Here is a 13,065-nt window from a genome sequence, read left to right as displayed (position 1 = left end):
CTGCTATCGTGAGACTGAGAATCGTTCCCAACTTCGGACGGAGTCCTTTGTACACGATCGACCGTGGTGCGGGCCACAGATGACGGTGACCGAGACCTCGTTGGCGGCGGCGGCCGGGGCGACACGCCGACGGCACGGCGCGCTGCTGACCGTGCTGGTCGTGGCCCTGGCCGGCGTGTCGGTGGTCGCCGTCGGGATCGGCCCCGTCACGATCCCGCCGTCCGTCGTGACCGACGTCGTGCTGGGCCACCTGGGCCTGCGCGACCCCGGCGGGACGACGGCCACGCACGACTCGATCGTCTGGCTGATCCGGGTGCCCCGCGTGATCCTGGGCGCCGCCGTCGGGGCTGCGCTCGCCACCGCAGGCGTCGTCATCCAGGCGCTGGTGCGCAACCCGCTCGCCGACCCCTACCTGCTGGGCATCTCCTCCGGGGCCTCGGTCGGCGCGGCCGCCAGCATCCTGTTCGGCGTCGGGGGAGGGGTGCTCGCCCTGACGGGCAGCGCGTTCGTCGGTGCGCTGCTCGCCATCGTCCTCGTGCTCTCGGTGGCCCGGATCGGTGGCCGGCTGATCACGTCCCGGCTGGTGTTCGCCGGGATCGCCGTCGGCTTCGCCCTGACCGCGCTGACCAACTTCCTCGTGTTCGCCAGCGAGTCCCGCGAGGGCGCCCGCGCGGTGATGTTCTGGACCCTCGGATCCCTCGCGCAGTCACGCTGGTCCGCGGTGCCCCTGGCCGTGCTCGCCGTCCTGGCCGGCGTGGTGATCTTCGTCGGCTGGGCACGGCGCCTGGACGCGCTCACCATCGGCGACGACACGGCGCTCGCGCTGGGCACCCACCCGGCGCGGTTCCGGTCCGCCGCGGTCGTCGTGGTCAGTCTCGTCGTGGCGGTCGCGGTCTCCGTCTCCGGGCTGATCGGGTTCGTCGGCCTCGTGGTCCCGCACATCGCGCGACGCCTCGTCGGCGGCAACCACCGGATCGTGCTCCCGGTGTCCGCGCTCCTCGGCGCCCTGCTCCTCGTCTGCGCCGACGCGCTGGCCCGGACCGCCTTCGCCCCCCGTGAGCTGCCGCTCGGCATCCTCACCGCGCTGATCGGCACCCCGCTGCTCATCGCGCTCGTCCGCTCGTCCCTCACCCGCTGAGGACGTACCCACCCAGAACGGAGACCCTCATGTCCCCTGCCACCCTCCGCCGCCGCGGGCCTGCCGTGCTCGGCGCGCTCGCTCTGACCACGCTCGCCGCCTGCTCGACGGACGCCGATGCCTCCGCGGGCAGCGACAGCACCGACGCTGCCTCGGCGTCCGCGGCTCCCGGGAGCACCGCCACCGAGTACCCGCTGACCGTCCAGAACTGTGGCGAGGAGCTCGAGATCACCACGGCACCGCAGGCGGTGCTCACCGTCGGCACCTCTGCCGTCGCGCTGCTCGACGCGGCGGGAGCCTCGGACCGGATCGTGGCGCGTGCCGGCGAGTTCGGCGCGGAGCTGCCGGCCGACCTGGCCGACCCGCCGACCGAGGCACCCGTCCTCGATCCGTTCGACCCGACCATCGAGGTGATCGTCGGGGCCGAGGCGGACATCATCGTCGGCTACGGGCTCTTCAACGCGGCGGTCGAGGACGTCGAAGCAGCCGGCCTGACCAACGTCGTCATCGACGGCGAGTGCAGCCACGACGCAGCGCTGACCGAGAAGACCGACTTCGAGGCGGTCTTCGACGACGTCGAGCGGCTCGCGACCGTGTTCGACACCCAGGAGCAGGCCGCGCAGAACGTCGAGGCCCTGCGCGCCGAGCTCGACGACCTGACCGCCTCGGCCGGTGAGCGGACGGTCGCCGACGAGACCGCCGCCGTCGTCTACTACTTCTCCGACGAGGCCACGATGTCCGCCCGCGGCGGCCAGGGCATCGCCGACGACGTGCTCGCCCGGGCCGGGTTCGAGAACGTCTACGGCGACGAACCTTCCGTCTACCTGGAGGCGAACGTCGAGACGCTGCTCGACGCCGACCCCGACGTCGTCGTGCTGGCGTACGGCCTCTACGGGGAGAGCTACGACGACGCCCTGGCCACGTTCCTGGGCGAGCCCGGCGCCGAGGACCTCTCCGCCGTCCAGGAGAACCGCGTCGTCGGCGTGCCCGCCGCCGACCTCGCGCCGGACCCGGGCGCGGTGCGAGGTCTCGAGGCGGTGCTCGAGGGCACCGGCGCGCTGGAGGGGTGACGCCCTCGTGATCGGCACGCGAGGGCTGACCGTCCGGTACGGCCGGACGGTCGCCGTGGCGGACGCCGACCTGGTGGCCGCCGACGGCCGCACGCTCGGTCTCATCGGGCCCAACGGCTCCGGCAAGTCGACCATGCTGCGCACCATCCTCGGGGCGATCGACGGCGAGGGGACGGTGACCGTCGACGACGACCTCGTGCGCGACCTGACGCCGCGGCAGCGAGCCGACCGGATCGCCGTGGTCGCGCAGGAGGAGCCCAGCGGACTGCCGTCCACCGCCTGGGACTCGGTGCTGCTCGGCCGGTCGGCCCGCATGTCGGGCTGGAGCCGCTACCGGCCCGACGACGAACGCGCGGCGCAGCAGGCGATGGACCGGGCCGGCGTGACCCACCTGGCGCACCGCCACGTCGACGACCTGTCTGGCGGTGAGCGGCAGCGGGTGCTCATCGCCCGCGCGCTCGCCCAGGGTTCCACCCACCTGCTGCTCGACGAGCCCACGAACCACCTCGACGTGCGGTACCAGCACGAGATCCTCGGCCTCGTCCACGGTCTCCCCCTGACCACCGTCACGGTCCTGCACGACCTCAACCTGGCAGCGCGCTACTGCGACGAGCTCGTGCTGCTGCACGGCGGACACGTGGTGGCGGCGGGGGCGCCCGCCGACGTGCTGGTGCCGGAGTTGCTCGAGCCGGTGTACGAGATCTCCGTCCGCCGGCTCGACGTCGACGGCGTGCCGCAGCTCGTGTTCGGGCTCGGCGCACCACGGCCGCAGGACCGGTGGTGACGCCCCGGTGCGGTGCGGCTCCGGTCCGCAGGTCTGGTGCCCGCCGACGTGTCGTCGCCCGGACCGGGGCCCGCCCGCACTAGCGTCGACACGTCCGGAACCTGCCGGACCGACGAGTGGGAGGACGAACGATGGGTCTCTTCGGCCGCCGGGCAGCGCGCCACGACCGTCGCCCGGTCGGGGCGGACCGCGTCGCGGGTCGCGCCCCCGCCCAGCACGAGGCGCACGGGGCGTCCAGGCTCTGGTCGGACGGGTTCGGCCGCGTGGGGACGCGGTCGCTGCAGGTCCTCGCGGTGATCGCGGTCGTCGCGGTGCTCGGGTTCGTGGGCACCCGGCTCACCCTGGTCGTGATCCCCGTGCTCATCGCGCTCGTCCTGGCGGCGGCGATCTCCCCGCTCGTCTCGCTCCTGCGCCGTCGTGGCGTGCCGTCGCTGCTCGCGACGTGGATCTCGCTCCTGGCGCTGGTCGCCCTGCTGGCGGCGGTCGTGTGGCTGGTCGTGCGGGCCGTCGTCGACCAGTGGGACGAGCTCCAGCGCCAGGCCCTCGACGGGTTCGAGTCCCTGCAGTCCTCCGTCCAGGGCCTGCCGTTCGAGATCTCCGAGGAGCAGATCACCTCGGTGCAGGAGTCCGCCGCGGGACTGCTGCAGTCCAGCGCGGTGGGGTCGGGGGCCATCGCGGGCGTCTCCCAGACCGCCGACTTCGTCACCGGCTTCTTCATCATGATCGTCGTCCTGTTCTTCTTCCTCAAGGACGGCCCGGCGATGTGGGAGTTCCTGCTGCGGCCGTTCGAGGGGCGGGCCCACGAACGTGGGTGGCGCGTCGGCACCGCCACCGTGAGCACGCTCGGTGGGTACGTGCGGGGCACGGCGATCATCGCGGTCGTCGACGCGATCGGCATCGGCATCGGCCTCGCGATCATGGGCGTGCCCCTCGTCGTCCCGCTGTCGGTGCTGGTCTTCCTGCTGGCCTTCATCCCGCTGGTCGGTGCCACGCTCGCGGGCATCCTGGCGGCCCTGGTCGCGCTGGTCGCCGTCGGGCCGGTCGAGGCGCTCGTCGTCGTCGGGATCGTCGTCGCCGTGAACCAGCTGGAGGGCACGTTCCTCCAGCCCGTGGTCATGGGTCGGACGCTGCGCCTGCACCCGCTGGTCATCCTGTTCGCCCTGACCGCCGGCACGGTGCTCGTCGGCATCACCGGCGCCGTGCTCGCCGTGCCGATCGCGGCATCGATCTGGCGCGCCATCCAGGTGTGGGACGGTCCGGACCTGCCGGCACGCTTCGCCCGGCAGAAGCGCGCCGAAGAGGTGTGACCAGCGGTCGACCGCCGGCCCACGGGAGACGGTGCACGCGGAGGGAGGGGTGACGTGAGCTCGGCGAGCGTCCCCCCGAAGAGGCGGCGTCGCCAGAGGCGTCCGCCCTCGGTGACGATCGCGGACGTCGCCCGGGCGGCCGCCGTGTCGACGGCCACGGTGTCCAACGTGATCAACGACGTGCCGCGGATGTCGCAGGAGACGCGGCAGCGCGTCCTGCAGGTGATGGACGACCTGGGCTACCGGCCCGACCCCACCGCGCGGAACCTGCGCGCCGGGCGCACCGACGTCGTCGGCCTGCTCGTGCCGGAGCTCGACCGGCCGTACTTCGGTCAGCTGGCGACGGCGATCGCCGACGGCGTCGAGGCCCGCGGCCGGCGCCTCGTGCTGCAGCGGTCCGGGACCGGCGCGAAGGAGGTCGAGGCGGCAGCGTTCGCCCGGCTGCGGATGTACGACGCGGTGATCATCAGCGTGGTGGGCCTCGACGCGGCCGAGCTGGAGCGGCTGAACTTCACCACGCCCGTGGTGCTGGTGGGGGAGCGGCCCGTGTCGCGCGGGTTCGACCACGTGATGATGGACAACGTCGCGGGGGCGCGCCTGGCGGTCGACCACCTGCTGGCGGGCGGTGCCCGGCGGGTGGCGCTCCTGGGCGGGGGTCCGGGGGACGACCCGCGGGGCATGGTCGCCCAGCGGTACCGCGGCTGGCGGCAGGCGCATGAGGTCCGGGGCGTCACGGCCGACCCGCGCCTCGTGATGACGGTCGATGCGCTCGACCTCGAGGGCGGCCGGCAGGCGGTCCACGAGCTGACGCGGGTCGGCGTGCCGTTCGACGGTGTCTTCGCCGTCACCGACGTCGTGGCCTTCGGCGCGCTGCGGGGCCTGGCGGAGCTCGGGCTACGGGTGCCCGACGACGTCCAGGTGGTGGGGTTCGACGACATCCTGGAGAGCCGGTACTGCGTCCCGTCGCTCACCACCGTCGACGCGGGGCGCGACGCGATCGCGGCCGCCGTGCTCGACCTGCTGGACGTCCGCATGCGACAGGAGCGGAAGAGCGCCGCGGGGACGCCCGGTGACGATCGGATGGCTCCGCGGGAGATCGTGGTGCCGGCGACGTTGGTCCACCGCGAGTCCACCCGCGGCTGATCTCGCCGTCGGCGGCGCGACTCTTGACAGAGCCTCCCCGGCAGTTAATCGTTACATCTACGGTTGCGCGCAGCGCCGTGCGTACCCGGCCGCCGCCGTCCGACGAAAGGTACTCATGAGCACCGTCCGCGCCGTCATCGACCTCGACCTGCCCGGCCCGCGCATCTCGCGGCACGTCTACGGGCACTTCGCCGAGCATCTGGGCCGGTGCATCTACGGGGGCTTCTACGTCGGCGAGGACTCCGACGTCCCGAACGAGCGCGGCATCCGCACCGACGTCGTCGAGGCGCTGCGGGCGCTGAGCATCCCGAACCTGCGCTGGCCGGGCGGGTGCTTCGCCGACGACTACCACTGGCGCGACGGCATCGGCCCGCGCGACGAGCGCCCGCGGATGGTCAACTCGCACTGGGGCGACGTCGTCGAGGACAACTCGTTCGGCACGCACGAGTTCATGGACCTGTGCGAGCTGCTCGGCACCGACGCCTACATCTCGGGCAACGTGGGCTCCGGCTCGGTGGCCGAGATGAGCGAGTGGATCGAGTACCTGACGCGCGCCGACGACTCGCCGATGGCGGACCTGCGACGCCGCAACGGCCGCGACGAGCCGTGGAAGGTGCCGTTCTTCGGCATCGGCAACGAGGCGTGGGGCTGCGGCGGCAACCTGCGCGTGGAGCAGTTCGCGTCGCTGGCGCGCCAGTACTCCACCTACGTGCGCGACCACGCGGGCAACGAGGTGTACCGGATCGCGGCGGGGGCCTCGGACGGCGACCTGCACTGGACCGAGGTCCTCATGCAGTCGTTCGACGCGCTCGACCGCCATGACGACGCCGGCACCCCGGCCGCTCCGTTCCAGGCCGTCTCGCTGCACTACTACACGATGACCGGGCCGTGGGCGGACAAGGGCTCGGCGACCGAGTTCAGCCAGGACGAGTGGTACCTCGCCCTGGAACGGGCCGGGCACATGGAGCAGCTGCTGACCCGGCACGGGCAGGTCATGGACCGCTACGACCCGCATCGGCGCGTGGGCCTCGCGGTGGACGAGTGGGGTACCTGGTGGAACGTGGAGCCCGGCACCGACCCAGGGTTCCTGTACCAGCAGAACACCCTGCGCGACGCGCTGGTGGCCAGCGTCCACTTCGACGCGTTCCACCGGCACGCCGACCGGGTGGTGATGGCGAACATCGCCCAGACCGTCAACGTGCTGCAGGCGATGCTGCTCACCGACCCGGAGTCCGGCGCGCTGGTCAGGACCCCGAGCTACCACGTGTTCGAGATGAACACAGGCCACCACGACGCCGACTCGCTCGACGTGCACCTGCAGGGCGTGCCCACCCGGTCCCGCGAGAAGGGCGAGCTGCCGCTGGTCTCGTCGTCGGCGTCGACCCGTGGCGACACCGCGCTGGTCTCGCTGTCCAACCTCGACGCCGACGCCGAGCGCACGGTCGTGCTCGACCTGCGCGGCCGCGACGTCGTCGGCCACCACGCCCGCGTCCTGACCGCCCCCGAGCTCGCGACGCACAACACCCCCGACGCGCCCGACGCCGTCGCGCCGGTCACGCTGGACGCCGTGCGCCCGCACGAGCGCGGCCTCGAGGTCACCCTCCCGGCGCACTCGTACACGACGGTCACCCTGGACCTGGCGGGAGCGGACGAGGCCTGATCACCGCACGGGGCCGCACGCTCCCCAGTAGCGGATTCATATAGTTGGGATGCGGTTGCTAGAAGTTGTATAACTCCCCATGCTGGGCCGCCGACCGCAGCTCCTCTCATGGGAGCCCTGCTGCTCTTCGGGACCCGCGATGCTCTCGCACGGTTCGTGCCCACGCATGAGGCCTTCCGAACGGGCTCTGCGCGAGGCCGTCGCCAACGCCCTCGTGCACCGGGACTTCACCATGACGCCCCCGACTTCTCCCGGAGCACGTCGGACGCCGTCGTCGTCACAATTCCCACCTGCGCGGCAGACGCATCACTCGCCCGATTCGTGTTCGAGCAGGAGTCGAGCCGGGGAACTCCCTTCCCGCTCGCTGATCTCCAGGTGCTGCACGAGCTCCGCCGGGAAGGTGCCCACGGGCGAATCACGCGCGGCATCACCGCGGAGCTCTGTGCGATTGCGCCCGCCGACGACCTTCGTCCGGTCGCCGGGGCACGAGCCCGGGGCTCTCATCTTCTCCTCAGAATCACCTGTCAGACTGCCTCGTCAGCCCGACAGGAGGAGCAGGATGTCCAAGCTCTCGAAGGCGTTCTCCCTGGCCGAGAAGGCGTACGACGCGCACCAGTCGTCGTCGCGAGGCTCTGGTCCCACCACGCGGTCCGGGTCGTCGGACTGGCGCTCGATGCTGGAGAGCGCCGTCGGTGGCGGCTCCCGTCCGTCGGCCGGGCCCTCCCGCCCGGCGCCCGCCCCGTCGTCGTCCGCAGGGACTCCCCGCACGAACGTCCCCGACGCGGACCGGCAGGCCATCGCCCGCTACGACTACCTGATGCGCACGGCCGAACCGCACGAGGTCGAGCAGGTCCATGCCGAAGCGTTCGAGCGCCTCACCCCGCAGCAGCGCGAGGCGGTGCTGCAGCGCATGCGGGCCGACCTGCCGGTGAACGAGCAGCCGCGGTCGGCGAGCGTGGCCGACCTGTCCCGTGCCGCCGGCCGGTCCGAGGCCCGTCGGCCGGGGTCGATGCGCTCGGTCCTCGCCAAGGCCGGTACGGGTGGGGCGGTGGCGGGTGCCGCCGTCGGCGCCGTCGGGCTCCTGGGGGTGGTCGCGGCCGGTGCCGCGGTGAGCAGCGTCGCCGGGCCGCTCCTGGCGGACGCGGCGGACCTCGGCGTCGACCTCGACTCGCTGGCCTCCGGCATCGGCGACCAGGTCTCCGAGGCCGGCCAGTCGCTGTCCGACCTCGCGGGCGGGTTCGACGTGCGCGACCTGTTCTGACGCGAGCGGCTCACGATCCCTCGACCAGCAGGTCGACGGTGACGAGCACGTAGTCCTCCTCGCGCAGGTCGTCGATGATCTTCGGCACGGCGTCCACGGTGGTCGAGTGGATGTCGTGCAGGAGCACGTTGCTGCCGTCCTGCACCTGGTTCGCCACCCGTCGGCGGATCTCCCGCGCGTCGCGGGACTCCCAGTCCCGGCTGTCGAGGCTCCACAGGACGACGTCGAGGCCGGTGCGCGTCGCGAGCGACCGGACGCGGCCGTCGACGTCGCCGTACGGGGGGCGCAGCAGGAACGGGGTGAACCCGGTGGCGTCGGTGACGGCGTCCTGGGTGCGCCGCAGCTCGTCGCGCACCTCGGCGTCGTCGAGGGTCGTGAGCTGCGGGTGGTTCCAGGTGTGGTTGGCCACCAGGTGCCCGCCGTCGACGACGGCCTGCGCGACCTCGGGCCGGGCGGCGACGTTGTCGCCCACCAGGAAGAAGGTGGCGGGGGCGTCCTTGCGCTCGAGGATCCGCAGCAGCCGCCGGGTGTCCGCCACCGGGCCGTCGTCGAAGGTCAGCGCGACGCACCTGTCCACCCGGCAGTCGACGCCGTCGTCCCGGGCGTCCGCGCGGCGCTCGTCGACGATCTGGTCCAGTCGGTCCGCCCACAGCGACTCCGTGGTGCCGAGCAGCGTGTCGCGCAGGGCGACGGCCTCGTCCGGGTCGACGGCCGCGACCCCGGCGTCGAGGACCGTCTCGGCCTCGGCCACCGCCTCCTCGAGCGGTCGGAGCGCGCCCGCCCCGACGTCCCCCTCGAGGTCGGTCGCGGCGTCTGCCGCCTCGGTGGCGGCGGTCCGGAGCTCGTCGTGGGCCCACTGCCGGCGGGCCTCGACGACGGCGTCGCGCGCCTCGGTCACGTCGTCCGCCGCGGCGTCGAGGTCGGCGGGTGCCGGGTCGGAGCTCTCGACCACCTCGACCTGCACCCGCGGCAACGTCTGCGGACGGAACGGGTTCGGCCGGGTGACCTCCTCCACGGTGCGCGTCGTGACGGGGTAGGTCACCTCGGCGTCGCGGAGCCTCTCGGCCTCGTCGAGCGTGTCGGCGAGCGGTGCGCGGACGGCGTCGTCGGGCACCTGGCCCTCGCTGTCCGCGAGCACCGGCCGGGCCGCCTCGATCACGTCGTCGAGGGCATCGAGGCTCGCGGTGTAGTCGGCCTCGGCGCGGGCGCGGGACGTCTCGGCCTCCTGGGTGACGCGGGCCACCTCGGCCTCGTGCTCCGCCACGGCGTCGACCCAGGCCCGGTGCTCGAGCACGCCGACGACGACGGCGCCCGCCGCGAGGGTGAGGACGACCGCCCCCGCGATCCACCACGCCACACGGCTGCCCCGGCCGGGCGGGCGTGCCGCCGGCAGCTGTTCAGGGTCGGGTCCCGACGTGCTCACAGGGCGATTCTCTGGCGTCCGAGCCGTTCGGGCCAGCCCGGACCTGTCACGGCACGAGCGTGGACTCCCAGTGCCACGGCTCGGGCTTGGACCCACCGGGCTGCGCCCAGTCCGGGTTGACCCAGCCGAGGGCGGGCGCATGCTCGTGGAGCCAGGTACCACGCTCGCCGGCGTAGGTCTCCGGGCAGAGGTCGACGGCGAGGCCCCAGCCGTGGTTCGAGGTCCCCGGCGTGGCGGCCAGGTACCCCTTGGCGGCCTTCGTGGCGACCTGCTGGTCGTAGGAGCGGTAGCCGTCGGTGATGCACATCGGCTCGCCGAACCGTGCGGTGTAGAGGTCGTTCAGCTCGACCAGCGAGCGGGCGACGTCGGCGCGGACGAGCACGGCGCCGTCCCACGGTGCGCAGAGCTGGTCGCCGGGCAACCGCCCGTTCGACCAGCCGCCCTGGACGGGGGTCTCGCACCCCGGCGGGTTCTCCGGCGTGGGCTCCGGGGCGGGCTGGATGGCGCGGTCCTTGCGGGGGACGCGCTCGTCCGTGCGGGACACGGCCAGGTCCCGGTCCACCGTCACCGCGGGCGCCTGCCGCGCCGCCCGCGTGGCGGCCGCCCCCGGAACGGCCGGTGCTGCCTGGACTGCCGGGGCCGCCGGCGCGGCGGGTGCGGTCGGGGCCGCCTGGGCGACGGGTGCCGGCGCTCGCGTGGTCGTCGCGCCGTCGTCGGTGGTCGTGGTGCGGACGACCGGTCCGGCCTCGGCCAGGTAGGTGCCGCCGGTGGCGATCACGAGGGCGGCGGCCGCGGTCAGGGACAGCGTGGCCCGGGGTGCCGCGGAAGAGCGTCGCCGGGGCTTCTCGGCGACGTGGCGCCCGCGGACGGGGTCGCGCCGGGACCGACGGGTGCCGGTCGGGGAAGGGCCCTGCTGTGCGTGCTTCATGCTGCCGGTCCTGAGGTCCGGCGGTGGTCCTGTCGCGCGGCTGCGCGCGGGCAGGGGTCGTTCATCGGTGCTCTCCTGACGCCTGCGGGGTTAGCTGTCGGGTTCGGGTCGGAGACTGACCCGGCCGGCGGGGCCGGCTTCACCCCGAGGGCGCTCGTGACGCCCATGAAGTGGGTCCCCCGTCCCTGTCTGGTCCTGGGGCAGCGGATGGAGACAGGGCTCGGCGGCCCATCCGTGCACCTCGCGGGCGCGAGGTGAGGCGACCATATCCCCTGCGTGCGTGATTGTCACGAATCTGTAACGGTGGGGTCAGTGCCGTCGAACCGCCGTCGAACAGCGCCCGTCCGCTCCCTGCCGGGGCCGGTCCGGGAGCGTGACGGGGGTCTCTCTTGACCTCAACGATGGTCGAGGTCCTACGGTCGAGTTCCACCCCGCCACGGAAGGACGGATCCACGATGACCGGCTACACGCTGCCTGACCTGCCCTACGACTACAGCGCGCTCGAGCCGCACATCAGCGGCAAGATCATGGAGCTGCACCACGACAAGCACCACGCCGCCTACGTCGCGGGGGCGAACACGGCGCTGGAGAAGCTGGCCGAGGCCCGCGAGTCCGGCGACCTCGCCACGGTGAACCTCCACGAGAAGAACCTCGCGTTCCACCTCGGCGGGCACACCAACCACACCATCTTCTGGCACAACCTCTCGCCCGAGGGCGGCGGCGAGCCCGACGGTGAGCTGGCCGAGGCCATCAAGGACCAGTTCGGCTCCTTCGCCGCCTTCCAGGCCCACTTCGCCGCCACCGCGACCGGCATCCAGGGCTCCGGCTGGGCCGTGCTCGGCTGGGACTCCCTCGGACAGAAGCTGCTGATCTTCCAGCTCTTCGACCAGCAGGCCAACGTCCCGGCCGGCATCGTCCCGCTGCTCATGCTCGACATGTGGGAGCACGCCTTCTACCTCGACTACCTCAACGTCAAGGCCGACTACGTCAAGGCGTTCTGGAACATCGCCAACTGGCGCGACGTCGCCGCCCGCCTCGACCGCGCCCGCACCCAGACCGCAGGCCTCATCGTCCCCGCCTGAGCCACCGCCACCGCACGGACACGAGCGTCTCTGCCCGTCCCGGATCACTTGCTGATCCCGGACGGGCAGAGACGCTCTCGCGCGTCCGCCGTCGGGTGGTGGACGGGGCTTTCCGGCCGGTGCGAGGATCCGGCCATGAAGACGACGTTCCCGGCACCGGACGCACCGTCGCCGTGGCCGTCGCCGACGTCACCGATGCCGTCGCCCGGCCGTGGGCGTCCCGGCCCGTTCCCGCGAGGACGCTCGCGCGCCTCCTGGTGGAACCGGGTGCTGGCGGTGCTGCTCGACTCGGCCCTCGTGTCGTCCGTCGCGTGGTTCGCGACCGGCAGCGCGCCGTCGTTCGCGGCCTTGCCGACGTGGGGCGCGCAGGACCCACCGCTGGCGCCGGAATCCACCGTGTGGGTGGGGTGGACGATGCTCGGGCTCGCGGTGCTGCAGGCCTACACCGGCGCGACGCCGGGCAAGAGGGTGGCACGGATCGCGGTGGTCGACGCCGGGTCGGGCCGCCCGATCGGCCTGCTCGGCACCGTGCTGCGCTGGCTGGCGCACTTCCTCGACGCGATCCTCATGCTCGGCTACCTGCGCGCGGCCTGGCACCCGGAGGGCCGGACCTTCGCCGACTCCCTGCTGGGGACGGTGGTCCAGCACACCGTCCGGCCACGGCCGCACCGGTGGGTCGCGTGGTGCCGGCAACAGCGTGACCGGCACGCTCCGTGGCTGCGGTGGCCTCCCGTGGTGACCAGCACCGTCGCGCTGGTGGTGTGCGCGGCCGCGGCGGCCGGGAGCCTGACGGCTGGCGGTGGCTCCGCGGAGAGCGCGGCGGACGCGACGACGTCGTGCGTCAGCACCGGGCCCTTCGCGGCGACGGCGATGGTCAGCAGCTCGGTGTCCAGCTCGTGGGAGTCCCGGCTGGGCGTCGAGCGGACGACGGAGCAGTCCTGGCGGGTCGCCGCGGGGTGGTCGACCGGCCTCGGCCTGGACGCCACGGACAACCCGGACGTGACGGTGGGCGAGGCGGTGCTGAGCGTGCGGTCGGCGGACGGGCGGACGTACGCCGCCGCCTCGCCCTCCGACGAAGGTGAGGATCCGCTGTGGTGGTCGATGCCCGACCAGGTCGCCGCGACGGATCTCGAGGCGCCGGAGGACGTCTCGGGCTGGGACGCCCGCGTCGTGCTGCTCGACGACGACGGCGAGGCCCTCGCCGAGTGCACGGCGCCGGTCCCCGCCGTCGAGGCGGTCGGAAGCCCCTGATCTCGGTCCGAGCCGACC

The 13,065-nt window shown here is 73.2% G+C and carries 11 protein-coding genes and 1 riboswitch; of the genes, 9 read left to right on the top strand and 2 right to left on the bottom strand.

Translation table 11 applies throughout. The features are described 5' to 3' along the window. Window positions 1–79: 79 nt before the first annotated feature. From UQW22_RS05420 to UQW22_RS05390, 7 genes are all read left to right on the top strand, one after another. Window positions 80–1,138 carry a FecCD family ABC transporter permease gene (locus UQW22_RS05420; protein ID WP_407319886.1) on the top strand — a complete coding sequence of 353 codons (1,059 nt, stop codon included), beginning with the start codon at window positions 80–82 and terminating at the stop codon, window positions 1,136–1,138. A 29-nt stretch (window positions 1,139–1,167) separates the two neighbouring features. Beyond that, window positions 1,168–2,208: an ABC transporter substrate-binding protein gene (locus tag UQW22_RS05415; RefSeq protein ID WP_407319885.1), complete on the top strand. Its 1,041-nt coding sequence runs from the start codon at window positions 1,168–1,170 to the stop codon at window positions 2,206–2,208. A gap of 7 nt (window positions 2,209–2,215) precedes the next feature. Further along, window positions 2,216–2,992 (top strand): ABC transporter ATP-binding protein, encoded by a 777-nt coding sequence (locus UQW22_RS05410; RefSeq protein WP_407319883.1) that lies wholly within the window; start codon window positions 2,216–2,218, stop codon window positions 2,990–2,992. Between the two features lie 131 nt (window positions 2,993–3,123). Beyond that, the gene (locus tag UQW22_RS05405) at window positions 3,124–4,299 is read left to right on the top strand and encodes an AI-2E family transporter (protein WP_407319882.1); all 1,176 of its coding nucleotides are present in this window, start codon (window positions 3,124–3,126) and stop codon (window positions 4,297–4,299) included. A gap of 111 nt (window positions 4,300–4,410) precedes the next feature. Continuing rightward, a complete protein-coding gene (locus UQW22_RS05400) occupies window positions 4,411–5,442 on the top strand; it encodes a LacI family DNA-binding transcriptional regulator (RefSeq protein WP_407319880.1) in 1,032 nt (343 codons plus the stop codon). Window positions 5,443–5,557: 115 nt separating this feature from the next. Beyond that, entirely contained in the window at window positions 5,558–7,102 is a 1,545-nt protein-coding gene (locus tag UQW22_RS05395; protein ID WP_407319879.1) for an alpha-N-arabinofuranosidase, read from the top strand. 559 nt (window positions 7,103–7,661) lie between these two features. Beyond that, a complete protein-coding gene (locus tag UQW22_RS05390) occupies window positions 7,662–8,363 on the top strand; it encodes a cation-transporting ATPase (protein WP_407319878.1) in 702 nt (233 codons plus the stop codon). A gap of 10 nt (window positions 8,364–8,373) precedes the next feature. Here the strand turns inward: UQW22_RS05390 and UQW22_RS05385 are convergent, their stop codons facing one another. Together UQW22_RS05385 and UQW22_RS05380 are read right to left on the bottom strand one after the other, a co-directional pair. After that, entirely contained in the window at window positions 8,374–9,786 is a 1,413-nt protein-coding gene (locus UQW22_RS05385) for a polysaccharide deacetylase family protein (RefSeq protein ID WP_407319876.1), read from the bottom strand. 46 nt (window positions 9,787–9,832) lie between these two features. Then, window positions 9,833–10,714 carry a M15 family metallopeptidase gene (locus UQW22_RS05380; RefSeq protein ID WP_407319875.1) on the bottom strand — a complete coding sequence of 294 codons (882 nt, stop codon included), beginning with the start codon at window positions 10,712–10,714 and terminating at the stop codon, window positions 9,833–9,835. A gap of 65 nt (window positions 10,715–10,779) precedes the next feature. Next, a riboswitch (cyclic di-AMP (ydaO/yuaA leader) is annotated at window positions 10,780–10,930 on the bottom strand. 239 nt (window positions 10,931–11,169) lie between these two features. Between UQW22_RS05380 and UQW22_RS05375 the strand changes: the two genes are divergently transcribed. Then, window positions 11,170–11,796 carry a superoxide dismutase gene (locus UQW22_RS05375; RefSeq protein WP_407319874.1) on the top strand — a complete coding sequence of 209 codons (627 nt, stop codon included), beginning with the start codon at window positions 11,170–11,172 and terminating at the stop codon, window positions 11,794–11,796. Window positions 11,797–11,931: 135 nt separating this feature from the next. Further along, window positions 11,932–13,047, top strand: coding sequence for an RDD family protein (locus UQW22_RS05370; RefSeq protein ID WP_407319872.1), 1,116 nt, complete (start codon window positions 11,932–11,934; stop codon window positions 13,045–13,047). The last annotated feature ends 18 nt before the right edge of the window (window positions 13,048–13,065 follow it).

It is taken from the genome of Isoptericola halotolerans, assembly GCF_045689585.1.
Lineage (GTDB): Bacteria > Actinomycetota > Actinomycetes > Actinomycetales > Cellulomonadaceae > Isoptericola > Isoptericola halotolerans_B.
Note: the sequence above shows the minus strand (reverse complement) of the source record. Positions and strands in the feature narration are given on the sequence as shown.

Excerpts from the sequence above, each read along its gene's own strand:
- UQW22_RS05420 (WP_407319886.1), top strand. The coding sequence starts at position 80 with ATGACGGTGACCGAGACCTCGTTGGCGGCGGCGGCCGGGGCGACACGC.
- UQW22_RS05415 (WP_407319885.1), top strand. The coding sequence starts at position 1,168 with ATGTCCCCTGCCACCCTCCGCCGCCGCGGGCCTGCCGTGCTCGGCGCG.
- UQW22_RS05405 (WP_407319882.1), top strand. The coding sequence starts at position 3,124 with ATGGGTCTCTTCGGCCGCCGGGCAGCGCGCCACGACCGTCGCCCGGTC.
- UQW22_RS05395 (WP_407319879.1), top strand. The coding sequence starts at position 5,558 with ATGAGCACCGTCCGCGCCGTCATCGACCTCGACCTGCCCGGCCCGCGC.
- UQW22_RS05390 (WP_407319878.1), top strand. The coding sequence starts at position 7,662 with ATGTCCAAGCTCTCGAAGGCGTTCTCCCTGGCCGAGAAGGCGTACGAC.
- UQW22_RS05380 (WP_407319875.1), bottom strand. The coding sequence starts at position 10,714 with ATGAAGCACGCACAGCAGGGCCCTTCCCCGACCGGCACCCGTCGGTCC.
- UQW22_RS05375 (WP_407319874.1), top strand. The coding sequence starts at position 11,170 with ATGACCGGCTACACGCTGCCTGACCTGCCCTACGACTACAGCGCGCTC.
- UQW22_RS05370 (WP_407319872.1), top strand. The coding sequence starts at position 11,932 with ATGAAGACGACGTTCCCGGCACCGGACGCACCGTCGCCGTGGCCGTCG.